This window comes from Thiohalomonas denitrificans, from assembly GCF_900102855.1.
Lineage (GTDB): Bacteria > Pseudomonadota > Gammaproteobacteria > Thiohalomonadales > Thiohalomonadaceae > Thiohalomonas > Thiohalomonas denitrificans.
Window position 1 is genome coordinate 18,810 of record NZ_FMWD01000005.1, and the last position, 26,258, is coordinate 45,067.

The following is a 26,258-nucleotide window of genomic DNA, read 5'->3' on the forward strand; positions in this document are numbered from 1 at the left end:
CGGGGCTTTTCAGAGCTACTGCTTGCCGTGCGGTCATTCGCGACCGGCAAACGCCGCGAGCAGGTTCAACAGGTGAATGAAGATGTTGAAGATGCTCAGGTAGAGACTGACGGTCATCAGCAAATAGTTGCTCTCGCCGCCATTCACCATCCGACCGGTGTCATACAGAATGAAACCGCTCATCAGCATGATGACCACGGCGGAGATGGTCAGCGACAGGGCCGGGATCTGCAGGAAGATATTGGCCAGAATCGCCGCCAGAATCACCAGCATGCCCACGAACAGGAAACCGCCCATGAAGCTGAAGTCGCGGCGGGTCGCCAGTGCATAGCCGGACAGCCCCAGGAAGATCACGCCGGTGCCACCCAGAGCGGTGCCGACTATCTGCGGCCCGTTAGACAGTGCCAGGTACATCTCCAGCATCGGGCCGAGTCCAAAGCCCAGTAGTCCGGTAATCCCAAACACCACGCCCAGACCTGCCGTCGAATTAGCCGTACGCGGCAGCGCCAGCCAGATCAGCAGCATCGCGCCACCGAGAGTCAACAGTGATGTCATCGGAGGCGGCTGGATGGCCAACGATACGCCCGCCATCAACGCGCTGAAGAGCAGCGTCATGGCCAGCATCGTATAGGTATTTCGGATTAGTTTGTTGACCGCCAGGGTCGATTCGACCGAATGGGCAACCGCGCTATTATTGGGATTCATCGGCACTCCTCGTAAAGTTTCCGAAATCTTGTTAAGAACGAATGTTCTTGTTCGACCGGTTTTCACGGTCTTTCGTTCCTTAAGGATACCGGTAAGCACAGGAGAATCAAGCTGGAAAACCACAGGGGTAATCGGTTAAGCTTCTCTCCCGCTGGAGAGGTGGCTGAGCGGTTGAAAGCACCGGTCTTGAAAACCGGCAGGGGTTAGCGCCCCTCGAGGGTTCGAATCCCTCCCTCTCCGCCAGATTTCCGGTGCTCTGGACGGGTTAGCAGCACCTGCTATTCTCCAACTGAGACTGTTCCAACGACTTCCGTTCCACCGCCACAGCCCCGGTTTCACAGACCGGTCGTAAAGCGAGAAGTGACCATCCCACTGCTCGAAGACCGAATGCCTGTTCAAAACCTCTTGATTTTCACTTCATTACATCGCTTTGCGATCTTGTGCTCGTCGGCGGATTTTACTTGATCTACAACTTACTCAATACAACCGGCAATATGTCCGGGTTCCGGGCTGAGGGGATGGCCGGTTACGACTCACTCGATGACGGAGAATAACATTGCGCGCCGATCCGGTAATTGAGAAGCGGCTGCAGAGCCTCGAATCCCATCTCAAACATGAAAATCCGGTCTTGCTTTCCGCGGTCAAGAGCTTCCGGGAACTCGACCGTGTCGCCTATCGGATGGGGCTCCTCAAACGCACGCAGTCCTACGCGACGCTGATTCCCTGGTGGCCACTGATTTCCGTTCTCGGGACCTTCTCGTCAGGCAAGTCCACGTTTATCAACTATTACCTGGACTACCCCCTTCAGATCACAGGCAATCAGGCGGTCGATGACAAGTTCACCGTCGTGTGTCACGGCCGCGAAGGGGACGTACACACGCTGCCGGGATTGGCCCTGGATGCGGACCCCCGCTTCCCGTTCTATCAGATCGGCGAAGAGATCGACAAAGTCGCAGAGGGGGAGGGGCGGCGCATCGATGCCTATCTCCAGCTCAAAACCTGCCCTTCTGAGGTGTTGCGGGGCAAGATCCTCATCGATTCGCCCGGCTTCGACGCGGACGAACAGCGTACCTCCATTCTACGCATTACCGAACACATCGTGGACCTGTCGGACCTGGTGCTGGTGTTCTTCGACGCCCGCCATCCCGAGCCGGGCGCGATGCACGATACCCTGGAGTACCTGGTGGCGGACACCATCCGTCGGCCAGACTCCAGCAAGTTTCTCTATATCCTCAATCAGATTGACACCGCCGCCCGTGAAGACAATCCCGAGGAGGTCTTCGGAGCCTGGCAGCGGGCCTTGTCGCAAAAGGGACTGACCGCCGGTCGTTTTTACACCATCTACAATCCCGAGGCGGCCAACCCGATTGACGACGAAAGCCTGCAGCGTCGCTTCGAGAGCAAGCGCGATCGCGATCTCGAAGAGATCCGTAGTCGAATGGAGCAGGTCACCACCGAGCGGGCCTACCGGATAGTCGGTGCCCTGGAGTCCAAGGCACGGGATATCGAGGAGCGGGTGGTTCCGCTGCTGTCCGAAGCAATCGGTCGCTGGCGGCGGCTGACCCTCGGGCTCGATGCCGTGCTGCTTCTGGTCGTGCTCACCGCCTTTCTGGTGATAACGATCCAGGCCGGCTACTGGGAGGGCCTACGCTTCACCGCTCCCTGGTTCCAGAGCCTGATGGAGAACGTCAACCTGGGCATCGCCGTTGCAGTGGTGTTGGTCGCCATCCTGGCTTATCTGCATCACATCATGCGCAACATCGCCCGTCGTCGCGTCCTCAAGTGGCTCACGGCGCAAGCCGAGAGCAGTCTGGATCGGGTCAGCCTGGCCGGTGCCTTTCGCAAAAGCACCCGCTTCTGGCACCGCCCATTCAGCCAGACCCCGATTGGCTGGGGCCGCCGGGCCCGTAAACGCATTGCCCGTGTGGTTGCCGATACGGATCGCTTCGTGCAGAGCCTGAATGACCGGTTTGCAGACCCCACCGGCAAAGTGAAGGATACCGCGGAGGACAGCAAATCGGGATCGGTGGCGACAGTCCGCTCTGACAGCGAGATACAGTAAGGGCTATAATCGCTCATGGTCGCCTCGGGGGGGGCGGCCGGTTTTTCCTTCAAAGGTCCAAAGTTAAAAATGATAAAGGTCCTGCTTGTCGACGATCATGAATTGGTCCGCACCGGTATCCGCCGGCTGCTGGAGGATATAGAGGACATAGAAGTCTGTGGTGAAGCCTCCAGTGGTGAAGAGGCGCTGAACAGGGTCGCCGAATGCCATCCGGATGTGGTGCTGATGGACCTGAGCATGCCCGGGATCGGTGGACTGGAAACCACCCGGAAACTCTCACTGAATAGCCCGGATGTGGCCGTAATCATCGTTACCGTCCATACCGACGCCCCTTTCCCGAGCCGCCTGATGCAAGCCGGGGCAATGGGCTATCTCTCAAAAGGGGGGAGTCTGGACGAAATGCTGCATGCCATTCGCGAGGTGAAGGAAGGGGGTCGGTATATCAGCCCCAAGATCGCCCAGAATCTGGCGCTCTCCCTGATGGACGAAGAGGAGTCGCCGTTCTCGGTACTCTCGGAAAGGGAGCTGCAGGTCATGTTCATGCTAATCCAGGGACAAAAGGTCGCGAACATTTCCGAAAAGCTGAATCTCAGTCCCAAGACCATCAGTACCTACCGCCATCGCGTATTTGAAAAGCTCAAGGTCCAGAATGATGCGGGGCTCACGCGTCTTGCCATGTGTCATGGGCTCCTGGATGGCTATCTATCCTCTAATCAGTAGTTTACGCTTGTCTTTTGACCAAAAACGTGAAGTCTGGGTTTTTCCGTTTTTCAGGGCCAGTCGGTGAATAATCAGGACCTTACAGGCGCCTCCTGAACTCATCTGTGAAGTGCGCCCGCCCTCCCGTCGTATTCTCCAGGGAACCGTCGACCGGGTATCGGCTTCCAAACCCCGATGAGCGCCGAAAATCCGAATGAATCCCGATAACCAGGAAACCTTCGATATCCAGGGTTTTCTCCAGACCCTGACGACACGGCCAGGTGTCTACCGCATGCTCGATGAGGATGGCAGGATCATCTACGTCGGTAAGGCGCGGAACCTCAAACGACGTGTCTCCAGCTATTTTCAGCGCCGGGACGACTCCCCCAAAACCCGCAGCCTGGTCGCGCAGATCCGCAGCATCGAAGTCACGGTAACCCATACCGAAGGCGAGGCGCTGCTGCTCGAAAACAACCTGATAAAGAAGCACCGTCCGCGCTACAACGTGCTGCTGCGGGACGACAAGAGCTATCCCTACATCTTCCTTTCCGAGGGGCCGTTTCCGCGTCTCGGATTCCACCGCGGCCGCCGTCGGGCCAAGGGACGCTACTTCGGACCGTTCCCCAACACTTCGGCAGTCCGTGAGAGCCTGAGCCTGCTGCAGAAGATCTTTCCGGTGCGCCAGTGCGAGGACAGCTACTTCGCCAACCGCAACCGGCCCTGCCTGCAATACCAGATCAAACGCTGCACCGGCCCCTGCGTGAAACGGGTGGACGAGGCCGGCTACCAGGAAGACGTGCGCCATTCGGTCATGTTCCTGGAGGGCAAGAGCAGTCAGGTGATCGACGAACTGGTGCAACGCATGGAGCAGGCATCGGAAAGGCTGGAGTTTGAACAAGCCGCCCGCTATCGGGACCAGATCGTGAACCTGCGCCGCGTACAGGAGAAGCAGTACGTCAGTGGCGAACGGGGCGACCTGGACGTCCTGGCGGTGCACCAACAGGCCGGCATCAGCTGTGTCCAGGTCTTTTTCATTCGTGGGGGCCGGAATCTGGGTAATCGTCTCTACTATCCCCAGCACACCACCCACGCCCCACCGCCCGAGGTGATCGGTGCCTTTATTGCCCAGTATTACCTGGCCAACCGCAGCGACCGGCTGGTGCCCCCCGAGCTGCTGCTGAACGTCGAACCCGAAGACCGCGAACTACTGGAACAGGTCCTCGGAGAGCGGGCCGGCAGGAAGGTGGCAGTTACAGCCAGGGTGCGCGGCGACCGGGCCCGCTGGGTAGAGATGGCGGTACGCAATGCGGAGCACGCCCTGAAAGCCCACCTGGCGACCCGCAGCAGCCAGCAAAAGCGCTTCGAAGCCCTGCAGGAGGAGCTCGGGCTGAGCGAACTGCCGCGCCGGATCGAATGCTTCGACATCAGTCATACGCAGGGTGAAGCCACCGTCGCCTCCTGTGTGGTGTTCGACAACAACGGACCGCTCAAATCGGATTACCGCCGCTTCAATATCGAAAACATCACCCCCGGCGATGACTACGCCGCGATGCATCAGGCGTTGACCCGACGTTTTCGACGCCTCAAGGAGGAGGACGGAAAGCTGCCCGACCTACTGCTCATCGATGGCGGTAAAGGGCAAATCACCCAGGCCGAAGCGGTACTTGGCGATCTCCAGGTTGCGGGCGTGACCCTGGTCGGCGTAGCCAAGGGAGCGAGCCGGCGGCCCGGACTGGAGCAGTTGATTATTTCCGGGCACAATGGCGCTGTCTCGCTGCCGCCCGATTCACCGGCACTGCACCTGATTCAGCATGTCCGCGATGAAGCGCATCGTTTCGCCATCGCAGGCCATCGACAACGGCGCGCCAAAAGCCGGCGCAGTTCACCGCTGGAGGCCATCGAAGGGTTGGGGCCAAAGCGGCGACAGCAGCTCTTGCGCCAGTTCGGCGGGCTCCAGGAAGTCGTACGGGCGGGGGTGGAAGACCTGAGTTCCGTGCACGGCATCAGCCGGCAATTGGCTCAACGCATCTACGACACGCTGCATCCGGATGAGAAATAGATGAATTTCACCATACCGACAATCCTGACGCTCTTGCGCATCGTGCTGATCCCGGTGTTTGTGGTTTTCTATTACTTGCCGGTGGAGTGGGCGCATCTGGCGACCACTATCATCTTTGCCTCTGCCGCGGTGACCGATTGGCTCGACGGCTATCTCGCCCGCCGGCTGCAGGCGCACTCCTCATTCGGTGCATTTCTCGACCCGGTGGCGGACAAGTTGATGGTGGCCACCGCGCTGGTGTTAATCGTCGACAGTAATCCAACCACTTTTAGCGGATTCTGGATGGCACTGCCGGCGGCCATCATCATTGGTCGCGAGATCACCATCTCGGCGCTTCGTGAGTGGATGGCCGAACTGGGCGCCACCGCAACCGTGGCGGTAAGCATGCTCGGCAAAATAAAAACCACCGCGCAGATGGCGGCTCTGCTGCTGCTCATCTACCAAGAGCCCCTTGCGGGCCTGCCGACCGCTCTGGTAGGATTCGCGCTTCTTTACGTCGCCGCTGCTCTGACGCTCTGGTCGATGGTGATGTACATGAGGTCGGCCTGGCCGGTCCTTGTGGCTCGGGAAGGTTCGGGGCTTTAGCTTCCAGAGCTTGACACCGAAGCTCTCCTGAATACAATGAGCGTCGCTTTGAATTATGCGGGAATAGCTCAGCTGGTAGAGCACAACCTTGCCAAGGTTGGGGTCGCGAGTTCGAATCTCGTTTCCCGCTCCAAATGCCGAAACCTCGGCCGATAAGCCGGGGTTTTTTGTTTTTGGCTGGGTGGCAGAGTGGTTATGCAGCGGCCTGCAAAGCCGTGTACAGCGGTTCGATTCCGCTCCCAGCCTCCATAAAAGAAGTAAAAGAAAAAAGCGGGAATAGCTCAGCTGGTAGAGCACAACCTTGCCAAGGTTGGGGTCGCGAGTTCGAATCTCGTTTCCCGCTCCAAATCGAAAAAACCCCGGCCCCTCGTGCCGGGGTTTTTTTGTTTAAGGTCGGCGAAGACCTCCCTTTTTAACCTACCGTTGGGTAGAATCGCAGCGATTCCACCGCCCGGGTGGCGAAATTGGTAGACGCAAGGGACTTAAAATCCCTCGGGGGCAACCCCGTACCGGTTCGATTCCGGTCCCGGGCACCATTTATCGGACGAGCAAGTTCCCTCTGAAGAAACGCTCTTCCGTGCAAACCACCGATCATACTGGTCCTGCAACGCACGCCAACTCTCCGGAGTACTCCTCGAAGGCCTTCGAAAGCCGCAACGCCCTCTACTGATACCGCTCTTGCCCTGTCGCACAGGCGGCATTCGGGCTGGGTCAGGGGCACCGGGCCTTGCTTCCTTCTTTTTTGAGACGACCGATTTCCGGGAACGCCATTTCGAGAAATGCCTTGACCGGAACAGGTAGGGCAGGGTTCGGCCCCGCGGTTCTCCGGTTGCAATGTACCCGCCCTCTGCTAATGCCTATAGGGAGTTGTCGTCCGGAATCAGGGCGGCGCCTTTCCATCTGGGACGCCCGGAGGCGGATTCCATGAATGACGTGTCAACCCGAGTCATTTCCGAGGCCCCGCTTGCCGAGGAAGAGTTGGACCGGATGCATGCCTATTGGCGTGCGGCCAATTACCTTTCAGTGGGCCAGATCTATCTGCTCGACAATCCGTTGCTGCGCGAAGCTCTCAAGCCGGAGCACGTCAAGGCGCGCCTGCTCGGACACTGGGGCACCACGCCGGGGCTAAACTTCATCTATGCACATCTGAATCGGGTCATCAGGGACCGCGACCTGGATATGATTTATATCTGCGGTCCCGGGCACGGTGGGCCGGCAATGGTGGCCAATACCTACCTGGAGGGGAGCTACAGCGAGCTCTATCCCAACGTGCCGCAGAGCACCGAGGGGCTTCAACAGCTGTTCAAGCAGTTTTCCTTCCCCGGAGGTATCCCCAGTCATGCAGCCCCGGAAACACCGGGCTCTATTCATGAGGGTGGAGAACTCGGCTATGCCGTCTCCCATGCCTACGGGGCGGTATTCGATAACCCCGACCTGATTGCCACCTGCGTGGTCGGCGACGGTGAAGCGGAGACCGGACCGCTGGCCGCCGCATGGCACTCGAACAAATTCCTGAATCCTGTTCGTGACGGGGCGGTACTGCCCATTTTACACCTGAACGGCTACAAGATCGCCGGTCCCACAGTGCTGGCCCGAATGGCAAAGTCGGAGCTTGAGGCTCTCTTCGTCGGTTATGGCTACAAGCCCTATTTTGTCGAAGGTTCCGAACCTACTGCAATGCACCAGCAGATGGCCGGTACGCTTGATGTGGTACTGGACGAGATCCGCGAAATCCAGGAACAGGCCCGCACCACGGGTGAAGCCCGGCGCCCCCGCTGGCCGCTGATCATCCTCCGCAGTCCCAAGGGGTGGACGGGTCCGAAAGAGGTGGACGGCCGCAAAATGGAAGGTTTCTGGCGCTCTCACCAGGTGCCGTTTTCGGACATGCTCAAGAATCCGGAGCATCTGCAACTGCTCGAGGACTGGTTAAAGAGTTACCGTCCTGAGGAGCTGTTCGACGAGGAGGGACGATTGCTTCCGGAACTCGCCGAGCTTGCTCCACGAGGCGATCGGCGTATGGGAGCCAATCCCCATGCCAACGGTGGTCTTCTCCTCAAGGACCTGCGGTTGCCGGATTTTCGTCTATCGGCCGTGGAGGTGCTGAAGCCGGGCAATACGATCGCGGAAGCGACCCGCGTGCTGGGCACCTGGTTGCGCGATGTCATGAAGTACAATGCCAAGTCCGCCAACTTCCGCGTCATGGGCCCCGATGAGACCGCATCGAACCGGCTGAATGCGCTGTTCGAAGTGACGGATCGGGTCTGGATGGATGAAATCCTGCCGGAGGACGAAAACCTCTCTCCGGATGGACGGGTCATGGAGATCCTTTCGGAGCACACCTGCCAGGGTTGGCTGGAGGGCTACTTGCTCACCGGGCGCCACGGGATCTTCTCTTGCTATGAAGCCTTCATCCATATCATCGATTCGATGTTCAACCAGCATGCCAAATGGCTGAAGGTGGCACAGAAAGAGATCCCCTGGCGGCGGCCCATCGCCTCGCTGAACTATCTGCTGACCTCGCACGTATGGCGCCAGGACCATAACGGCTTCTCGCATCAGGACCCGGGCTTTATCGATCATGTGGTCAACAAGAAGGCCGATGTCATCCGGGTCTACCTGCCGCCCGATGCCAACTCGCTCCTTTGCGTGGCGGACAAGTGCCTGCGAAGCCGCAATTTCGTCAACGTGATCGTTGCCGGCAAGCAGGCCCAGCCCCAGTGGCTGGATATGGATTCGGCGGTGAAGCACTGTACGGCCGGTATTGGTATCTGGGAGTGGGCGAGCAACGACCGCGGCACAGAGCCGGATGTGGTACTCGGCTGCGCGGGTGATGTGCCCACCCTGGAGACCCTCGCCGCGGTGGACTTGCTGGACCAGCTGGTCCCCGACCTCAAGGTGCGGGTGGTGAATGTGGTTGACCTGATGACCCTGCAACCGAAGGAGGAGCATCCCCACGGGTTGTCGGACCGGGACTTCGATACCCTCTTCACCACCAATAAGCCGATCATCTTCGCCTATCACGGCTATCCCTGGCTGATCCACCGGCTCACCTACCGGCGCACCAATCACGACAACCTGCATGTGCGCGGCTTCAAGGAGGAGGGCACCACCACGACACCGTTCGATATGGTGGTACGCAACGACCTCGACCGCTTCCATTTGGTCAGCGACGTCATCGAACGGGTGCCGCAGCTGGGCTACCTGGCGGCCTACGCCAAGCAGGTGGTGCGGGACAAGCTGATCGAACACAAGGACTATATCGCCAGGCACGGCGAGGACATGCCGGAAGTGCGCAACTGGAAATGGGTGCGCTGAACGGGTCGAGCCGTCTTCACGGTTGGTTGGATATCAGTCCCGATAGTCAATGGGACAACCGACGGCCTTGCAGGCGGCGAGGGAGCCGAGGCAGACCTCCACCTCTGCGAAACCATGCTGGAGCAGTATCGAGGAGGCGATAATGGAGCGCCGGCCGCTGCCGCAGAAGGTGGTGATCGGTCGTTGCGGGGGAATCTCGTTGAGCCGTTGCGGAAGCTCACCCAGGTAGATTTCCGTCGCACCCGGCATGGCAGCCTGCTCGATTTCCGAACGGCCGCGAACGTCGAGCAGGGTGAAGGGCACCTGTCCCTCCATACGCGCCTTGAGCTCACCGGCGTAAAGTGCGGGCACGGTCTGGTATTCCCGCCCGCTCATTTCCCACCCGTGCAGTCCCTCATTAAGCCAGGCCACCAAACGGTCGTAACCGAGCCGCACCAGGCTCCTCACCGCTGGCTCGATATCGCCGGGATGGGCGACGATCAGCCCGATATCACGGTCGTAGGGCAGATACCAGCCGGCGAACGAGGGCAGCATGCCGAGCGGGATAGCCAGGCTACCGGGCACAAGAGCACCGGAGATGGCTTCGGGTTCGCGGATATCGATAGTCAACATGCCCGCTGATGCGGCCTCGACGAAGGCCTCTACGCCGAGGGGCCTGGGGGTGGGCAGGTGACCGAGCACCGCAGGACCCTGCCGGTTCACCGTTTCCATCTGCCTGAAGTAGGGCGGCTGATAGTGGTGCTCGTTGAGCCGCTCCCTGACGAACTCATCCCGCCCCTGTTGCAGCGCCGGATTGTGATGCCGCTCGTAGCCGATGGTCGAGAAATCCCGGTCCGCCAGCCCGGCACCGCAGACCGAGCCGGCGCCGTGCGCCGGATAGACGATGGTCTGGTCCCCCAGCGGCAATATCTTGTCGAACAGGCTCTCATACAGCAGATTGGCCACCTGCTCGGGGCGATCGGGATAGAAGTCGGTCCGTCCCACCCCGCCAACGAACAGGGCGTCGCCCGTAAACACACCGATCGCCTCGTCATCGCCCGTGCTACCGTCGTAAAGGGCAAAAGAGAGGCTCTCATCGGTATGACCGGGAGTTTCCAGAGCGCGCAACCGGATCTTGCCGGCATCGAACGTATTCCCCTCACGGATCGATTCGCCGTAATCGAAGGGTGCCGCCGCACCGTGGTGAATCGTCGCGCCGGTTCGTTCCGCCAATTCCCGTGAGCCAATCACGTAATCCTCATTACGGTGGGTCTCGAAAATGCGGGTGATGCGCATTCCCTCGCTGCCGGCCTGCTCGAGGTAGACGTCGGCATCGCGGCGCGGATCGATGACGAAGGCCTCCCCGCCGTCGCCAATCAGATAGGAGAGATGGGCGAGCCCCGGAGAACGGATGGTTTCAAAATACACGTTGACCTCCCACGGGACGGCAAATTGCCATAAACATAGCCTTCCCGGGTGGGGGTGCAACGGCCATAAATCGCCCCTATTCTTTCGACAATGCAGCCGTTTCGGCCTCCATACGGGTGACAAACGGCTTGCTGGCCTCCCCGAAATAGATTGAGCGGTGAGGGAAGGGGATCTCAATCCCTTCTTTGTCAAAGGTCTGTTTTACCCGGCGTTTGAACTCGCGGCCCACTTCCCACTGCTTTATCGGCCGGGTTTTGATCCGGCCCTTGATCACCAGCGCCGAGTCGGCAAATTGGTCCAGTCCGAACACCTCGATGTCTTCGATGATAAGGGGCCCGAAATAGTCATCTTCCCGCAGTGTCGTACCAATCGCCTTGAGTAACTCGATAACCCGATCCACATCCTCTTTGTAGGCGACGCCGATATCAAAAATATGGGCAGACCATTCATGGGTCATGTTGGACAGGGTGGTAATGGTCCCGTTGGGAAAGATATGCACCACCCCTGAAAGGTCGCGCAATACCGTGGTCCGGAAATTTATGCTCTCCACCAGCCCGCCGGTGCCGTTGATGATGGCGATATCGCCGACCCGAATCTGGTCCTCGATAATCAGAAAGAAACCGGAAATGACATCCCGTACCAGGTTCTGGGCGCCGAAGCCGACGGCGAGGCCGACGATACCGGCGCTGGCGAGAAGCGGCCCGATCTCTACTCCGACGTCGCGGAGGATCACCAGCGCTACCATCACCCAAATCAGGATAACGACGCCCTGCCGCAATAGCCTGGCAATGGTGTAGGTACGTTTTTCGAACTCTTCCACGGCCTCACCCCGTGCCTGGCTTCGCTCCACCAGATGCCGTTCGAGGCGATTTATGAAACGCTTGGCAACGGCGATCCCAATCAGTGCGAGCCCTATCACCAGACCCATTCGAAGCATGGTCATGACGATAACCTTCCACTGAAACAGCGCTAGGAATTCGAAAATGGCATCCATTGAGTCTCCTTTTGTGGCGATCGAACCGGATTCCGGAACCATTCCGGACTAACCAGCAGAATAGACCCACCGCTGGTTTGTGAATACCCTTCGACACTGACGGAGTGTCATCTCCTTTTAGCCATCCGCCGAGTGCTTGCCGGGACTTTGCGGGGAAAAACCGGGGCTGCTAGTCTTAGTTCTAAAGTACCTCCCAAATACCAACACTGCTGGAGGTCGAAATGAGCGATATCGGAAAGACGATCCTGGAGGGGCAAGAGAGACCTGAGAACCCCAAGAAAGAATCGCGTCTGCAGGACCTGGGGCCGTGGGACGAGGCATCCGTACGTGAGCGCGCGGATGCGGAGCAGATCGAACTCACACCCACCCACTGGGACGTGCTCGAATTTCTCCGTGAGTATTATATTGAGCATGGCCGGGCCAAAAGTGGCCGCGAACTGGTCTACGAACTCGATGACCGTTATGAGGGGCAGGGCGGTCGCCGTTTTCTTTATCAGCTTTTCCCTCGGGGACCGGTAACCCAGGGCTGCAAGATTGCCGGAGTACCGACTCCCGCCTACACGACAGATCCCTCGTTCGGTTCGGTCGAGTAAAGGGCACTTCTATTAATCCAACTCGGATTCTGTTGGGTCCAAAATCGCCGAGGCCAAGGCGCGCTGCGCAGACAAGGGTGGCTCCCTTATCAAGCAGCGCACAAATCCGCCGGGAGCGGATTTGGACGGCCGCAGGCCGGCCCGAAGGGCGGACTCCAGGGATGGAGTCCGCAACGCCGGGATCGGCGATTTTGGGCCCAACCCTTCGGGCTCGGGACCGTTTTGCCCGCTGGACTGCGTTACAGCTCGCTCATGTGGAGCAACCACACATCACTCGCTGCGCCTTGCCAGCGGACAAAACGGCCACGAGCAGAACCGTGTTGGATTAATAGAAGTGCCCTAAAGGCGCTACTTTTTCCCTTCCCTGATGTCGAGGCTATCAGGCCCCGAGGTGTCACACCGTCCGGTGTTATGCAATCATATTAGCCGTTTTCCACACGACGGTAATCGACCTTGGACACAGTACGCCTCTGCGACATTCCCCTGGTATGCGAAGCGGCGGAGCGATGCGAAGAGGCCGATGATCTGGCCCACCACTGGGGGCTGCGCCGGGCCGGGGCCGGCGATGAGCCACTGAAACTCTTTCTCACTGGCGAGCGCCTGGAGCTTCGTGAATCAGGTCCGGGGGCACCCGGCCCCGTATTCGTGGACTTTGTCGGCGGAGCCGCGGGACACAGGCGGCGTTTCGGTGGTGGTCGGGGCCAGCCCATAGCCAAGGCGGTCGGGCTGAAGAAGGGCCGCACGCCGAGTGTCATCGATGCGACCGCCGGTCTCGGCCGGGATGCTTTCGTTTTGGCCAGTCTCGGTTGTGCAGTCCGACTGGTAGAGCAATCAGCACCGGTAGCCGCTCTGCTGGAAGACGGACTTCGGCGGGCCCGAAAGGATCCGGCGACCCGGCCGATAGCAGAGCGCATGTCGCTGGTGCAGGCGGACGCTGTTGAATATCTGCGCAATCTCCCGGGTCACCAGTGTCCCGATGTGGTCTATCTCGATCCCATGTACCCGCCGCGGCGGAGCCGTGCTCTGGTGAAAAAAGAGATGCAACTCTTTCATCGCTTGATCGGCACCGATCCTAATGCACAGGAGCTCCTTCCTGCCGCCCTGGAGTGTGCCCGCAAACGGGTGGTGGTGAAGCGGCCGGATTACGCCCCGCCACTGGCGGACCGATCCGCCACACTGACGTTCGCGACAAAGCGCAATCGTTTCGATGTCTACATCATCCCGACAATGAAGGGGTGAAAACAGACGTCGGAGACGGCGCATTTGGGTATGCCACAGGCGATGGTTGGTGCACTCGGAAACGCTCTCGGCTTTTGAGAGTGCGGTGGCCTATCAGAATGCGCCCTACGTGAGGTCGTCGTAGGGTGCATTCTTCAAATGCACCGGTTCGGCGATGATTGGAGACGGCGCATTTGGATGTGCAACATGAAAGGAGATGGCAATCGTCTGCCCGGTCGGCTTGCTGCCGCCGTTATCCGATCCGCAAATGGGCGTGCTCCTGCACCCGATGGATTTCCTCCAGCAGGTTGTCGACATCCGGGCCGACATCGTCGTTCTGACCGCGCTTGAGTTTCTTGTCCAGTCTCTCCGAAGCGGATTTCAAGGCGGGGACCCCGCAGTAAATGGCTGCGCCGGTGAGCTTATGGACACTCTGTTGTAGCGTTTCCCAATCGCAGCGTTCAAAGGCCGCCTGGATACCGCTATCGAACTGTGGCAACTCCTTGAGCAGCATTGCAAACAGTTCATGGGCCAGCTCGAGGCTGCCTCCGGCCTGCTCCAGGGCCAATTCGTTGTCGATGACCTTGAGTGCTGTTTCCATCATCCATGTATTCCACTAGTGCGCGTGGCGCCTTGCAGTAACGTTTGAAGCTTCAGTGTACCGAAATCGGCATAGCGAGCAATCATGCCTTATAATCATGCTCCGTTTCTAGATTTCGGAGTGGATCATGGAATACGCCACCATCGAATCGCTGGTCGGCAACACACCGCTGGTGAAACTGCGCCGCCTTCCCGCCGGCAGCAACGGCAATACCATACTGGTCAAACTCGAAGGTGATAATCCCGCCGGCTCGGTCAAGGATCGTCCCGCACTGAGCATGATCCGCCATGCGGAAGGGCGCGGTGACATCCGGCCGGGCGATACGCTCATCGAGGCAACCTCGGGCAATACCGGGATAGCGTTGGCGATGGTGGCGGCGGTCAAGGGCTATCGCATGATCCTTGTCATGCCGGAAAACATGAGCATCGAACGCCGGGCGGTCATGAAGGCTTACGGTGCGGACATCGTGCTGGTCACCAGGGCCGAGGGCATGGAGGGAGCCCGTGATCTGGCAGACCGGATGCAGAGTGAAGGCAAAGGCAAAGTCCTCGACCAATTCTCCAACCCTGACAATCCCGTAGCTCACTACGAGACTACCGGCCCCGAAATCTGGCGTGATACCGGTGGTGAAATTACCCACTTCGTCAGTGCCATGGGGACTACAGGCACCATCATGGGTGTCTCCCGATTCCTGAAGGAACAGAAGCCGCAGGTGGAGGTAGTCGGTGTCCAGCCCGTCGCAGGGGCGAGTATCCCCGGCATCCGCCGCTGGCCGCCGGAATACTTGCCGAGGATCTTCGACGCCTCCAGAGTCGACCGCACCATGGATATCTCTCAGGAGGATGCGGAACGCATTACCCACGAGCTCGCCGCGAAAGAGGGCCTCTTCTGCGGGATCTCCTCCGGGGGTGCCGTAGCCGCGGCCCTGCAACTTTCGGAACAGGTGGAGAACGCCACCATCGTCACCATCATCTGCGATCGCGGCGACCGCTATCTCTCAACCGGCATCTTCCCGGCCGAGTGAATTGCCTCGGGCTCCGGGCGGCAGGCCTGACCCTCTACCCCCGGAATGGCGGTGCAGAGGGTCCGCCATCACCGCTGGCGAATGATTAAGGGCACTTCTATCAATCCAACGCGGATTCTGTTGGGTCCAAAATCGCCGAGGCCAAGGCGCGCTGCGCAGACAAGGGTGGCTCCCTTATCAAGCAGCGCAACGCCGGGATCGGCGATTTTGGACCCAACCCTTCGGGCTCGGGACCGTTTTGCCCGCTGGACTGCGTTACAGCTCGCTCATGTGGAGCAACCACACATCACTCGCTGCGCCTTGCCAGCGGACAAAACGGCCACGAGCAGAACCGTGTTGGATTAATAGAAGTGCCCTTATGCCTCGCGAACGAAATCGATCACGATCTGCCCGGGTTCACGCTGGACATAGTTGATGGAAACCGCCTCACCGTAGCGCTGGCGAAGCTGATCCAGCAGCGGCAACGGGTCGTGATCATTCACGAACCGCATCGTTTCACCCGGCACGAGCGCATCCAACGCCCCGAAAATGGCGGCATGGCGGAAACGCTTGGCGATACCGCGCGCATCAAACGGGTAGAGCTGATCCGGTCGCAGGTGGAGGTGGGGTTGATTAGCCATGAAGGCCTCCCTTGTAGTTGGCTTGACGATATTAACTGAGTGCGTTTGTATACCATTAGCTCATTAATAGCAATATTTTCGATACATCTTCAGGGCTGTACGCAACCCCCTGCCGGTGTTGGACGAATACGGCCTTGGCCGACAACACGCAGGGCTGCATTTCAGAGCCGTGTTACCATGTGCTGGCTGCGCAAAGGCACCAGTGGACCGGACCGCGTGTGGGGTATGTCAGGTTCGGCCGGATCTACCTTAACGGATACCTTTCAAAGAGTTACAAAACGTGAATGTACTGGTATTTGATATTGAAACCATTCCCGACGTTGATGGCGGGCGACGGTTGTACGACCTCGACGGACTTAGCGACAAAGAGGTCGCAAATATCCTGTTCCACAAGCGACGTCAGCAGACCGGCAATGAGTTCCTGCGCCTGCACTTGCACCGGGTGGTGGCGATTTCCGCCGTGCTGCGGCATGGCGAGGACCAGTTCAAGGTGTGGTCTCTGGGCGATCCGGATGCCTCGGAAAAGGAACTGGTGCAGCGCTTCTACGACGGACTGGATCGATTCACGCCCACCCTGGTCTCCTGGAACGGCAGCGGTTTCGACCTCCCGGTCCTGCATTACCGCGCGCTGGTACACGGCATCCAGGCCCCGCGCTACTGGGATTCAGGGGACGATGATCGGGAGTTCCGCTGGAACAACTATCTGAACCGGTATCACAGTCGCCACCTGGATCTGATGGATGTGCTGGCCGCCTATCAGCCCCGGGCCAACGCCCCGCTGGACGAGATTGCAACCCTGCTGGGCTTCCCCGGCAAGATGGGAATGAGCGGTGCCAAGGTGTGGGACACCTTCCAGGCGGGAGATATCGAGGACATCCGGAACTACTGCGAAACGGACGTGCTCAATACCTATCTGGTCTATCTGCGCTTTGAACTGATGCGGGGACAGCTGATGCCGCAGGCCTACGAGGCCGAATGCCGGCGCGTGCGGGAGAAACTGGAAGAGGAGGGCAAGCCCCATTTCCGGGAGTTCCTCGCCCACTGGAAAAGTCCGCCCGAGCCTTCACCTTCCCTTGGAACCACTGAGAACACTGAGTGTTCCAGGGATTGATGCAGCCGAGAAGAGAAGCGCGGCTCTCCGTGTCCTCTGTGGTCAAAACCTTTCCTGATAACAACTTCTATGGCAAGACGCAGACGTAAAAAGCTTCCCGCCGAGCCGGTGCAGGCAACGATCGAGAGCATGTCCCACGACGGGCGTGGTGTCGCCCATGTGGAGGACAAGGCTGTATTCATCGACGGTGCGCTTCCGGGCGAGACGGTGCTGTTCCTCTACACGGACCGCCGTCGCAAGTTCGACGAAGGCACGACCAGCGAAGTCCTCGAGGCATCGCCGCACCGGGTCGAACCCAAATGCGCCCACTTCGGGCTCTGCGGCGGTTGCAGCCTTCAGCATCTCGATCCGGTGGAGCAGATCCATGCCAAGCAACAGATCCTGCTCGACAACTTCCACCACCTGGGAAAAGTGAAACCGGACGAGGTGCTCGAACCGCTCACCGGCCCCTTGTGGGGGTATCGGCGCAAGGCGCGCCTGGGTGTGAAATACGTCATCAAGAAAGAGAAGCTGTTGGTCGGCTTCCGCGAAAAACACAGCCCCTATGTCGCCGAGCTCTCCCGCTGCGAGGTATTGCATCCCAGTGTGGGTGAGCGACTGACCGACCTGGCGGAGCTGATTGCCGGTCTGGAAGCCTACAATCGCATCGCGCAGATCGAGGTGGCGGTGGACGATACCCGGACCGCTCTGGTATTGCGCAATCTCGTTGAGCTCTCTGCAGCGGATCGGGAGAAGCTGACCGCCTTCGCCCGCACCAATGACCTGTGCCTCTTTCTGCAGCCCAAGGGACCCGACAGCGTGACACCCCTGTGGCCCGAGTCGATTCAATTGCACTACGCACTGCCGGCCCACGGGGTGGATTACCACTTTGAGCCCACCGATTTCACCCAGGTAAACAGCGATATCAACCAGGCCATGGTGGAGCGTGCCTTGGAACTGCTGGCGCCGCAGGCGGACGAGCGCGTGCTCGACCTTTTCTGCGGACTGGGCAATTTCACTTTGCCGATTGCCAGGCGGGCACAGGCAGTGGTCGGTATCGAGGGGGATCCCGGGCTGATCGAACGGGCCCGAGAGAACGCCGAGCGCAACGGAATAGAAAACGTGACCTTTCACACCGCCGATCTCATGGCGGACCTAGCTGAGGCGCCCTGGTGGGGAGGAGGCTTCGACAAGGTCCTGCTGGACCCACCGCGCAGCGGTGCCCAGGCAACCCTTCCGCATATCGCCCGACTCGGGATAAATCGCCTGGTCTACGTCTCCTGCAACCCGGCTACGCTGGCCCGGGATGCCGGCATTCTGGTCAACGAGTACGGCTATCGGTTGGAGAAGGCCGGGGTCATGGACATGTTCCCGCACACCGCCCATGTGGAGTCCATCGCGCTGTTTACGAAGGGCTGACCCTCACTCCAGCAACTCCGTGTCTCCGTGAGAGTAGGGTGGAGAACAGCAACACAGGACCCGGAGAGGTTCAGTGCCGCTGTTTTCCAGCCTGTGGGCGGTGCCCGGGGCAATACAGATGGTATCCCCGGGACCGATGGCAATGCGATCTCCACCCAATTGGAGCCACCCCTCACCACTGCTGACGTGGTACAACTCCTCCGAACGGTAGTGAAGGTGCAGCAGGGTTTTGCCGCCCACCGGTAGCGTCGCCTCGGCGAGGCTCTGCTCGGTGTTGCCCTGCACGGCGGGGTGCATCAACTCCCGGATCTCGGAACCATCTTTGGTCCGATAGGGGGTTACCTCCGGATAGCGGGTATGGCGTAGTCGAGTCACAAAATCGCCTTCGGATCCCATTCATCATCACTTCGGGGCCAGGGGCTGCCGCCGGTGGCTGTCGGCGGGCACGACCCGCCCTGTGGCCCCCGGCGGCGGCCGGTCTGCTTTTAAAACCACATCCGGATGCCGGCGACCAGCGAGGTGTGTTCGTCATCCTCGCCTTCGGCTTCCATCAGGTCTGCGGTGTCACCCAATGCCCGCCGCCATGATACACCGATGTAGGGCGCTAACTTCCGCGTAAACTCGTAACGCAAGCGCAGTCCCGCCTGCACGAAATTGAATCCTTCCCCGATCCCGAACTCTTCCACTTCATCGAATGCATAGGCAGTGGAGAAGCGTGGCTGCAGGATCAGTCGCTGGGTAAACAGCAGCTCATATTCGGCTTCGAGACTGGCCGAAGCATCGCCCTCTTCGCTGACCTGCAGAGAGGGGTCCATCTCGAAGTAGTAGGGTGCCAACCCCTGGAGCCCGACGGTTGCATAGGTGCGGTCGTGATCCGGTCCCGGACCGTAGATGTGCTGCTGTCCGATGCCGGCCTGCAGATCCCAGAATGGAGAGATCATGCGGCCGTAGAGGAGTTCGAGCTCCGCCTCACCGCCATCACCCCCGGAACGAACATCTTCGCCTTCCGCTTTGACCCACAACCGGTGGTAGTCACCGCCATACCAGCCCTGAATTTCCCAGTCGAGCGTATCCTCGTTGTCACCCCAGGCGTATTCGAGACGATCGAAAAGGACCGAACCAACTGCGATATCGTCATGAACCGGGGAGGGCCATCCCTCTTTATCGCGCTCCTGATCGGCAGCGACGCTCAAAAACGGAAACAGCAGCAGAGCCCCTGCGAGTCTTGTCATCCAATTACTATTCACACTACACCTCCATTAAGCGACCGAGACGACACGGAACATGCCGGCTTTCATGTGGTAGAGCAGGTGGCAATGGAAAGCCCAGTCACCCGGTGCATCCGCGGTGATTTGGGCCGAGACCTTTTCCCCCGGCTTCACGCTGATGGTGTGCTTGCGCGGCTTTAACGGACCCGCCCCGGTATCCAGCTCCATCCACATTCCATGCAGGTGGATGGGGTGGTCCATCATGGTGTCGTTCACCAGAGTGAGCCGCAGCCGCTCTCCGTGGTGGAATCTCACCGGTCCCTTCACTTCCGAGAACTTCTTGCCGTCGAACGACCACATGTAACGTTCCATATTGCCGGTCAAATGGAGTTCGATCTCCCGGCCGGGCTTCCGCTGATCCGGCCAGGGGTGGAGACTTTTCAGGTCGGAGTAGACCAGGACCCGGTGCGAATCGGTGCTCTCCAGTCCGACACCGGGCTCATCCAGACGGCTGCGGGGGTTCATGGCCACCATGGCGGCTCCGGGTCCGTGATTGTTCGGTCCGTGCTCCACGGATCGGGAGCTATCCCCGACCATGCCGTCCATTGCGGCGTGTTGGTTCGCCTGCCCCTCTTCCACGGCGGGGCCGTCCATGTTCATCGATTCGCCTTGGTTTTCCATGGAAGCCATGTTTTTGGAAGGATTCATTTCCTCCATCGAGTTCCCCATGTCCATATTCATGTCCATCGACTGACCCGACTCTTCCATGGATGCCATACTCCCGGACGAATCCATGTTATCCATCGACCCGGAGCCCTCCATGTCCATATCCATGTCCATATCCATGTCCATCCCCATGCTGTCCATGCCACGCACCGGCGCCGGACGTCGTTTGGGGATTGCCGCGGAGTCGCCGTCCCGGGTCGACAGGGTGCCGCGGGCAAAGCCGCTACGATTCATCGACTCGGCGAACAGGGTGTAGGCACGATCCTCGTCCGGCTCAACAATCACATCGTAGGTTTCGGCGATACCAATCCGGAATTCGTCGACCGGCACGGGTTGGGTGTTCTGTCCATCGGCCTGAACGACGGTCATTTTGAGACCGGGGATGCGGACATCGAAATAGCTCATGGCCGACCCGTTGATGAAACGCAGCCGAACCTTTTCCCCGGGGTTGAAGAGGGCGGTCCAGTTCTCCTCCGGAGCCATACCGTTGAGTAGAAACGTATAGGTGGAACCGGTGACATCCGCGATATCGGTCGGGCTCATTCGCATGTTGCCCCACATGCGCCGATCCCGCATCGTTGGCCCCCAACCCTTCTCTTCGACATCACGGAAGAAGTCGGCCACGGTGCGTTTTTGATAGTTGTAGTAGCCTTCCGCCTTCTTGAGGTTCTTCAGGACCTCCATTGGATCCTCGAAGGTCCAGTCCGAGAGCATTACCACATAGTCGCGATCATATTCGAAAGGCTCCGGTTCTGCCGGATCAATGACCAACGGGCCGTAATGCCCCAACTGCTCCTGCAGTCCGGAATGGCTGTGGTACCAGTATGTGCCGCTCTGGTTCAGCGGATAACGGTAGGTGAAGGTTTCACCGGCCGGGATTCCCGGAAAGCTGACGCCGGGTACACCATCCATCTGAAACGGCAGAAGAATTCCATGCCAATGGATCGAAGTTGCCTCATCCAGCAGGTTGGTAACGCGCAGGGTTGCGATCGTACCCTCTTTCAGTCGAATCAGAGGTCCGGGCGTAGTGCCGTTAATGGTTATCGGTTGTGCCCGTTCTCCGGCGATGCGGCCGGTGGTGCGTTCGATGGCAAGATCCACCGCACCATCGTGTCCCAGACCGCTGGTTGGGTCCAACCCCTCGCGTTGCGAGGCATAGGCCGGAATCCAACCGTTAAGCCCCGCCAGGACGCCAACGCTTACCGCACTTTTCAGAAAATTGCGGCGAGAAAACCCTTTGTTCTGCATGCTCGTTCTCCGTTGTTCCAGGGAATTCGGTTGCACAACCGCATTCGCTTTCAATCAACTTACGGGCGAAGCGGTCGAATCGGTTTTGGAGAGAAACAGGGGAGTTGCCGCGAAGCGGCAAAGGGCTCTCAAAGCCTCAGGCGGCGGGTGATTAGATAGAGCGGCCCATCGGGCACAGAAGCGATCCGTGGAAGGACGACTCCGATTCCTTCGTCCGGAAACGGCACAACACGGGATCGCATCTTCACCGGAAGCGGGATTGGTCCGGAAGGCAGGAACTTTTCAGCATCCACGGCTGCAGGAGCCGAAAACCGATGGCAATCATCGCCGGCCATGCACGGATAGGGCATCTCCTGCTCATGGTTCATGCCCCTCTCCATGGCCATGGCACAGGGACCCACCAAGGCCGATAGGAGTAACAGCGTCAACAGAACCCGCGGTTCCCGCAGGAGCCTGATCGGAGTCCGGCCGGCACCGGTATGTTTTGCAGAAGGGGTCAAGGCGACTACGCTAATTCCGGGTTATTTTCTGACTAAAAAGGTCGACATTAGTAGACTAGCACCTGAATAGCCCGGATGCACGCTCCAACCAATAGCGGGTCCGGCGGAAAGCTCTGGTCCGAGGCAGCGGTTTCCGACGAAGGCTGCTCGTTTTTGGTATGACATACTTGCTGTTTTGCATAGCAGCAACTAAAAGTTCAATACCAATGACAACTTACAAGGAGGTAGGTGATGTACCTATCCAGGTTAGTACGCGAACCGTTGGCCAAGGCTTGGCCAATTATCCTGTTTTCTCTGCTTCTCAGTATCTCCCTAATGCCGGCTGTGACCGAGGCGGCGGTGGACATGCGGGTCAATGCTCAGGCCGATCCTGTCGAAGTGCATGCAACGGTAACGGACGCAGATGGCAATTTTGTAACCGACTTGAATGAAGCCGATTTTCAAATCGTCGAAAACGGAACGTCGATGCCGATAACAAGCTTCCGGCAGCCGGCCATCACAAGTGAACAGGATGACGTGGCGCTCTCGGTGGTATTTGTCATCGACAACAGCGGTAGCCTGGATGCTCTCAACAGGCAGGTCGAAGATTCGGTGGTCAGTTTCGTAAGGAACATGCAACTCGGCGACTATGTCGGGCTGGTGAAGTTTCGCACGGAAATCGTCACCACCGATTTCACAATGGTGGATCCCTCGAATACGACAGCCATCGAGGAGGCCATCTATCAGCAGCTGAACCCGGATGAATCAACGTCTCCGATCTTCGATGCCATGATGGAGGCACTCACGATGGCAGAGAACGGCCCGGTGGGTGTCAATGGCCCGAAGGCCATCGTACTGCTGTCGGACGGATACGACCATTATTCCGATACGGAACTCCCGGAACTCCTCGGGGCCATTGATTCAAGCGGCATACCCGTCTTCACCATCGGTTTCGGCTCGAACGTAGAGACCGACACCATGACGCAAATCGCACAGGAGGGTGGTACTGATTACGTCGCGGCCGATGATGGGCAGGCATTGGAGGCCGTACAACTGGAAATGGCCAAACTACTCCAGAATGGCTATTTGCTGACCTATCAATCCGCTGTCGCTCCTGATGAATGTAGCGCGGTCGAGTTGTCGCTGAGCGTTACAGGCCAGCCATCCCAGGAAACAACCTTCGACCGCTGCGGAAGCAATAACTTCGCTCCCCATATTCAAACGGTGAAGCAAAAGAGTTTCGAGCTTGGAGAGCCGGTCTCACTGGCCATCGACGCATCCGATCCCGAAGGTGATCCGCTGGAGTTCAGTGCGGAGGGACTTCCTCCCGGTCTTTCCATTAATACCCGGACGGGAGTTATCTCGGGTACGCCGACTACAGTCGGAAACTACGATGTCCAGGTCGCAGTGACTGACGGCCAGGCGACCAGCCGGATCGCATTCACCACGGACATTCTAGAGGCAGGGACGACCAGTGGTAGCGGCGGTGGTGGCTCGTTTGGCCCATCCGGCCTGGCTCTACTTTTACTGCTGTGGGGTCTATCCATCGTCGCAACCAGAAAGCGCTCCGTGTAGAAGACCTTTGAAGCTGAATGTACCCGGCGGTATCGCCGCAAGGGTTCAGGAACGGCAGATTCGCATCGCACGCTCTAACAGCAGGCGCCACGAATCTGCCGTTCTTTTTATGGAGGGTCAGCCGCTTCAAACCGGCAAAGAAACTGAAAAGCAATCCCCGTTTCCGCAAACTACGATTAAGAGTGGCATCCCAAAAATTCAAAGGTCAAATCATGCAGCACGCCGGCCATTCCGGCCCAGCGGGGAAGCAGGACAAACATACCGATCACCAGCAGCAACAGGGCGGACATCAGGCACACCATGCCGCCATGATCGCCGATTACCGGCGGCGGTTCTGGTTCTCTCTGGCGCTGACCGTGCCGATCCTGGCGCTATCGCCGATGATACGGTCGTTTCTCGGCCTTGAGGACCTGCTCCGCTTTCCAGGAGACGCACTGGTTCTGTTCCTGCTCGCCACCGGCGTTTACTTCTATGGCGGATGGCCATTCCTACGCGGGCTCTACGATGACCTGAGCCGGCGCGAGCCGGGAATGATGACCCTGATCGGGCTGGCCATCACAGTCGCCTATGGCTACTCCAGCGCCGTTGTCTTCGGTCTGGAGGGTGAGGTCTTCTTCTGGGAACTGGCGACGCTCATCGACGTCATGCTCATTGGCCACTGGGTGGAAATGCGTTCGGTAATGGGGGCCTCGGGTGCCCTGGAGGCCCTGGTCAGACTGTTGCCCACCGAGGCTCATCGCCTCAGGGAAGATGGCAGCGTAGAGGAGGTTTCAGCATCGGATCTGGCCGTTGGAGACAAGATCCTGGTCAAGCCGGGGGAGAAGGTCCCCACCGATGGCGTGATTGCAAAAGGCGAGAGCAGCTTTGACGAATCGATGCTCACCGGCGAATCGGTACCGGTTTACAAGGATGAAGGAACACAGGTAATCGGCGGCTCGGTGAACGGCGAGAACAGTGTCACCGTCGAGATCCGGAAGACCGGCCGCGACACCTATCTCTCGCAGGTCATCGATATGGTTCAACAGGCCCAGAGTTCACGCTCGCGCAGCCAGAACCTGGCAGACCGTGCCGGTGGATGGTTGACCTATATTGCGATCAGCGCCGGCTTGCTGACGCTGTTCACCTGGCTGACATTCGGTGCCGATTTCGAGTTCTCCCTGGAACGCATGGTGACCGTGATGGTGATCACCTGCCCTCACGCGCTTGGTCTGGCCGTTCCCCTGGTGGTGGCGATGAGTACCAGCATGGGCGCATCGAACGGGCTTCTGATCCGCAATCGGGCCGCCTTCGAACAGTCGCGGGACCTCGGCGCTGTGGTATTCGACAAGACCGGCACTCTCACCGAAGGCCATTTCGGTGTGCGTGAAACCACTGCCTTTGGAGACTGGGACGAAACCGAGGTCCTGCGCATAGCCGCTGCTCTGGAAAGCCAGTCGGAACATCCTATCGCCCGTGGCGTCACCGACGCCGCCACGAAAAAGGACCTCAAGCTGGCGAGCGTCAGCCATTTCCACAACCTGACCGGGCGGGGCGCTGAAGCCGAGATCGAGGGGCGCCGGGTTCGAGTGGTCAGTCCGGGTTACGCTCGAGAGGAGGGATTCCGCGTGGATGAGGAGGTTATCAGCCGCCTGTCGGAGGGCGGCAATACGGTCATTCTCCTCATCGTGGCGGACGAAGTCGCCGGGGCCATCGCCTTGGCAGACGTCGTCCGGGCTTCCTCCAAAGCGGCCGTAACCCGGCTAAAGGCCATGGGAATACAGTGCATCATGCTAACCGGCGATACGGAAGCCGTAGCCCGCAGTGTTGCTGCCGAGCTGGGACTCGATGACTACTTTGCGGGCGTATTGCCGGATCAGAAAGCCGCCAAAATTCGCGAAGTAAAGCAGCGGGGACTGCGGGTCGCGATGGTGGGCGATGGCGTCAATGATGCCCCTGCCCTGGTGGAATCGGATCTCGGCATCGCCATCGGCGCCGGGACCGATGTGGCCATCGAATCGGCCGACGTCGTTCTGGTGAAGAACGATCCCGAAAAAGTGGCAGCAATCCTGGCGCTTTCACGTGCCACCTACCGGAAAATGCTGCAGAACCTGGGCTGGGCGACCGGCTATAACGTCGTGGCCATTCCACTGGCGGCCGGGGTTGCGGCCGGTGCGGGGATCATTCTTTCACCGGCGATCGGTGCGGCCTTGATGTCCGTCTCCACCGTCATTGTCGCGGTCAATGCCCGCTTGCTGAAGCGGACGGATATTCTCCGGTCCACCGCATGAAAGCTTCTCAGCCATCCGGATTTCCGGGGCCGGGTACTCAGTGCCGCATGGAGGTAATCAATCCCACTGCGGCCGAAACAGCAATGGAGGAGGTACTTATGAGGTTCAAAAGGATTGCAATGGCAACTGTGCTGAGTGCCATGACTGCAACGGGTAGTGTTTGGGCGCAAGGTGCGACTTCGCCCTGTCCCTACGGAAGCGGGTGCCCTTACGGTTATCAAGGCCAGGGGCCGATGGGCAAAGGCATGCAGATGGGTCCGGGCATGGGTCCATGTATGATGGGTCCAGGTATGGGTCAGAAGGGCATGGGTCCCGGCATGGGCATGGGCCCCGGCATGGGCATGGGTCCCGGCATGGGCATGGG

The 26,258-nt window shown here is 59.3% G+C and carries 22 protein-coding genes and 5 tRNA genes; 18 read left to right on the forward strand and 9 right to left on the reverse strand.

The genetic code is table 11. The features are described from left to right. Positions 1–33 precede the first annotated feature (33 nt). Positions 34–705, reverse strand: coding sequence for a Bax inhibitor-1/YccA family protein (locus tag BLP65_RS08655; RefSeq protein WP_092995542.1), 672 nt, complete (start codon positions 703–705; stop codon positions 34–36). 153 nt (positions 706–858) lie between these two features. Between BLP65_RS08655 and BLP65_RS08660 the strand changes: the two genes are divergently transcribed. The 10 genes from BLP65_RS08660 (at position 859) to BLP65_RS08705 (ending at position 9,425) form a co-directional block, all read left to right on the forward strand. Next, positions 859–948: transfer RNA gene (locus tag BLP65_RS08660), tRNA-Ser, on the forward strand. Between the two features lie 313 nt (positions 949–1,261). Next, complete coding sequence (locus BLP65_RS08665; protein WP_245688277.1) at positions 1,262–2,767, forward strand: dynamin family protein; 1,506 nt, start codon at positions 1,262–1,264, stop codon at positions 2,765–2,767. A gap of 69 nt (positions 2,768–2,836) precedes the next feature. Further along, a complete protein-coding gene (gene uvrY / locus BLP65_RS08670) occupies positions 2,837–3,487 on the forward strand; it encodes a UvrY/SirA/GacA family response regulator transcription factor (RefSeq protein WP_092996262.1) in 651 nt (216 codons plus the stop codon). 193 nt (positions 3,488–3,680) lie between these two features. After that, positions 3,681–5,525 carry an excinuclease ABC subunit UvrC gene (uvrC, locus tag BLP65_RS08675; RefSeq protein ID WP_092995547.1) on the forward strand — a complete coding sequence of 615 codons (1,845 nt, stop codon included), beginning with the start codon at positions 3,681–3,683 and terminating at the stop codon, positions 5,523–5,525. Beyond that, the gene (gene pgsA, locus BLP65_RS08680) at positions 5,526–6,110 is read left to right on the forward strand and encodes a CDP-diacylglycerol--glycerol-3-phosphate 3-phosphatidyltransferase (RefSeq protein WP_092995550.1); all 585 of its coding nucleotides are present in this window, start codon (positions 5,526–5,528) and stop codon (positions 6,108–6,110) included. Positions 6,111–6,167: 57 nt separating this feature from the next. Next, positions 6,168–6,243: transfer RNA gene (locus BLP65_RS08685), tRNA-Gly, on the forward strand. 42 nt (positions 6,244–6,285) lie between these two features. After that, a tRNA-Cys gene (locus tag BLP65_RS08690) sits at positions 6,286–6,359 on the forward strand. 21 nt (positions 6,360–6,380) lie between these two features. Further along, a tRNA-Gly gene (locus BLP65_RS08695) sits at positions 6,381–6,456 on the forward strand. 103 nt (positions 6,457–6,559) lie between these two features. Next, a tRNA-Leu gene (locus BLP65_RS08700) sits at positions 6,560–6,646 on the forward strand. A 388-nt stretch (positions 6,647–7,034) separates the two neighbouring features. Further along, the gene (locus BLP65_RS08705) at positions 7,035–9,425 is read left to right on the forward strand and encodes a phosphoketolase family protein (protein ID WP_092995553.1); all 2,391 of its coding nucleotides are present in this window, start codon (positions 7,035–7,037) and stop codon (positions 9,423–9,425) included. A gap of 33 nt (positions 9,426–9,458) precedes the next feature. Here the strand turns inward: BLP65_RS08705 and BLP65_RS08710 are convergent, their stop codons facing one another. Then, complete coding sequence (locus BLP65_RS08710) at positions 9,459–10,832, reverse strand: MBL fold metallo-hydrolase (protein ID WP_092995557.1); 1,374 nt, start codon at positions 10,830–10,832, stop codon at positions 9,459–9,461. A gap of 76 nt (positions 10,833–10,908) precedes the next feature. Then, the gene (locus BLP65_RS08715; protein WP_092995560.1) at positions 10,909–11,826 is read right to left on the reverse strand and encodes a mechanosensitive ion channel family protein; all 918 of its coding nucleotides are present in this window, start codon (positions 11,824–11,826) and stop codon (positions 10,909–10,911) included. Between the two features lie 221 nt (positions 11,827–12,047). Here BLP65_RS08715 and BLP65_RS08720 point away from each other — a divergent pair, with 221 nt between their 5' ends. Both BLP65_RS08720 and BLP65_RS08725 read left to right on the forward strand, forming a co-directional pair. Then, entirely contained in the window at positions 12,048–12,419 is a 372-nt protein-coding gene (locus tag BLP65_RS08720) for a TusE/DsrC/DsvC family sulfur relay protein (RefSeq protein ID WP_092995563.1), read from the forward strand. A gap of 453 nt (positions 12,420–12,872) precedes the next feature. Beyond that, the gene (locus BLP65_RS08725; protein ID WP_245688278.1) at positions 12,873–13,658 is read left to right on the forward strand and encodes a class I SAM-dependent methyltransferase; all 786 of its coding nucleotides are present in this window, start codon (positions 12,873–12,875) and stop codon (positions 13,656–13,658) included. 232 nt (positions 13,659–13,890) lie between these two features. Here the strand turns inward: BLP65_RS08725 and BLP65_RS08730 are convergent, their stop codons facing one another. After that, positions 13,891–14,241: an Hpt domain-containing protein gene (locus BLP65_RS08730; protein ID WP_092995566.1), complete on the reverse strand. Its 351-nt coding sequence runs from the start codon at positions 14,239–14,241 to the stop codon at positions 13,891–13,893. Positions 14,242–14,365: 124 nt separating this feature from the next. Between BLP65_RS08730 and cysM the strand changes: the two genes are divergently transcribed. Continuing rightward, positions 14,366–15,262: a cysteine synthase CysM gene (gene cysM, locus BLP65_RS08735; protein WP_092995569.1), complete on the forward strand. Its 897-nt coding sequence runs from the start codon at positions 14,366–14,368 to the stop codon at positions 15,260–15,262. A gap of 356 nt (positions 15,263–15,618) precedes the next feature. On the opposite strand, the gene BLP65_RS08740 is transcribed toward cysM, so the two are convergent. Beyond that, the gene (locus BLP65_RS08740; RefSeq protein WP_092995572.1) at positions 15,619–15,882 is read right to left on the reverse strand and encodes a DUF2249 domain-containing protein; all 264 of its coding nucleotides are present in this window, start codon (positions 15,880–15,882) and stop codon (positions 15,619–15,621) included. Between the two features lie 280 nt (positions 15,883–16,162). Here BLP65_RS08740 and BLP65_RS08745 point away from each other — a divergent pair, with 280 nt between their 5' ends. After that, on the forward strand, positions 16,163–16,993 hold the full coding sequence (locus tag BLP65_RS08745) for a 3'-5' exonuclease (protein WP_092995575.1): 831 nt from the start codon (positions 16,163–16,165) through the stop codon (positions 16,991–16,993). Between the two features lie 69 nt (positions 16,994–17,062). Next, positions 17,063–18,391 carry a 23S rRNA (uracil(1939)-C(5))-methyltransferase RlmD gene (rlmD, locus tag BLP65_RS08750; protein WP_092995578.1) on the forward strand — a complete coding sequence of 443 codons (1,329 nt, stop codon included), beginning with the start codon at positions 17,063–17,065 and terminating at the stop codon, positions 18,389–18,391. 3 nt (positions 18,392–18,394) lie between these two features. Here rlmD and BLP65_RS08755 read toward each other — a convergent pair whose 3' ends face one another. The 4 genes from BLP65_RS08755 to BLP65_RS08770 form a co-directional block, all read right to left on the reverse strand. After that, the gene (locus tag BLP65_RS08755; protein ID WP_092995581.1) at positions 18,395–18,787 is read right to left on the reverse strand and encodes a cupin domain-containing protein; all 393 of its coding nucleotides are present in this window, start codon (positions 18,785–18,787) and stop codon (positions 18,395–18,397) included. Between the two features lie 89 nt (positions 18,788–18,876). Next, complete coding sequence (locus tag BLP65_RS08760) at positions 18,877–19,623, reverse strand: copper resistance protein B (protein WP_092995584.1); 747 nt, start codon at positions 19,621–19,623, stop codon at positions 18,877–18,879. Positions 19,624–19,650: 27 nt separating this feature from the next. Beyond that, positions 19,651–21,573, reverse strand: a complete 1,923-nt coding sequence (locus BLP65_RS08765) for a copper resistance system multicopper oxidase (protein ID WP_092995587.1) — start codon at positions 21,571–21,573, stop codon at positions 19,651–19,653. A gap of 128 nt (positions 21,574–21,701) precedes the next feature. Next, entirely contained in the window at positions 21,702–21,941 is a 240-nt protein-coding gene (locus tag BLP65_RS08770) for a hypothetical protein (protein WP_092995590.1), read from the reverse strand. Between the two features lie 447 nt (positions 21,942–22,388). Here BLP65_RS08770 and BLP65_RS08775 point away from each other — a divergent pair, with 447 nt between their 5' ends. The 3 genes from BLP65_RS08775 to BLP65_RS17085 form a co-directional block, all read left to right on the forward strand. Further along, on the forward strand, positions 22,389–23,627 hold the full coding sequence (locus BLP65_RS08775; protein ID WP_175452501.1) for a VWA domain-containing protein: 1,239 nt from the start codon (positions 22,389–22,391) through the stop codon (positions 23,625–23,627). A gap of 212 nt (positions 23,628–23,839) precedes the next feature. Continuing rightward, positions 23,840–25,894 (forward strand): copper-translocating P-type ATPase, encoded by a 2,055-nt coding sequence (locus BLP65_RS08780; protein ID WP_217631961.1) that lies wholly within the window; start codon positions 23,840–23,842, stop codon positions 25,892–25,894. A gap of 119 nt (positions 25,895–26,013) precedes the next feature. Beyond that, on the forward strand, positions 26,014–26,258 hold a 245-nt coding region (locus BLP65_RS17085), incomplete at its 3' end, for a hypothetical protein (protein ID WP_217631948.1).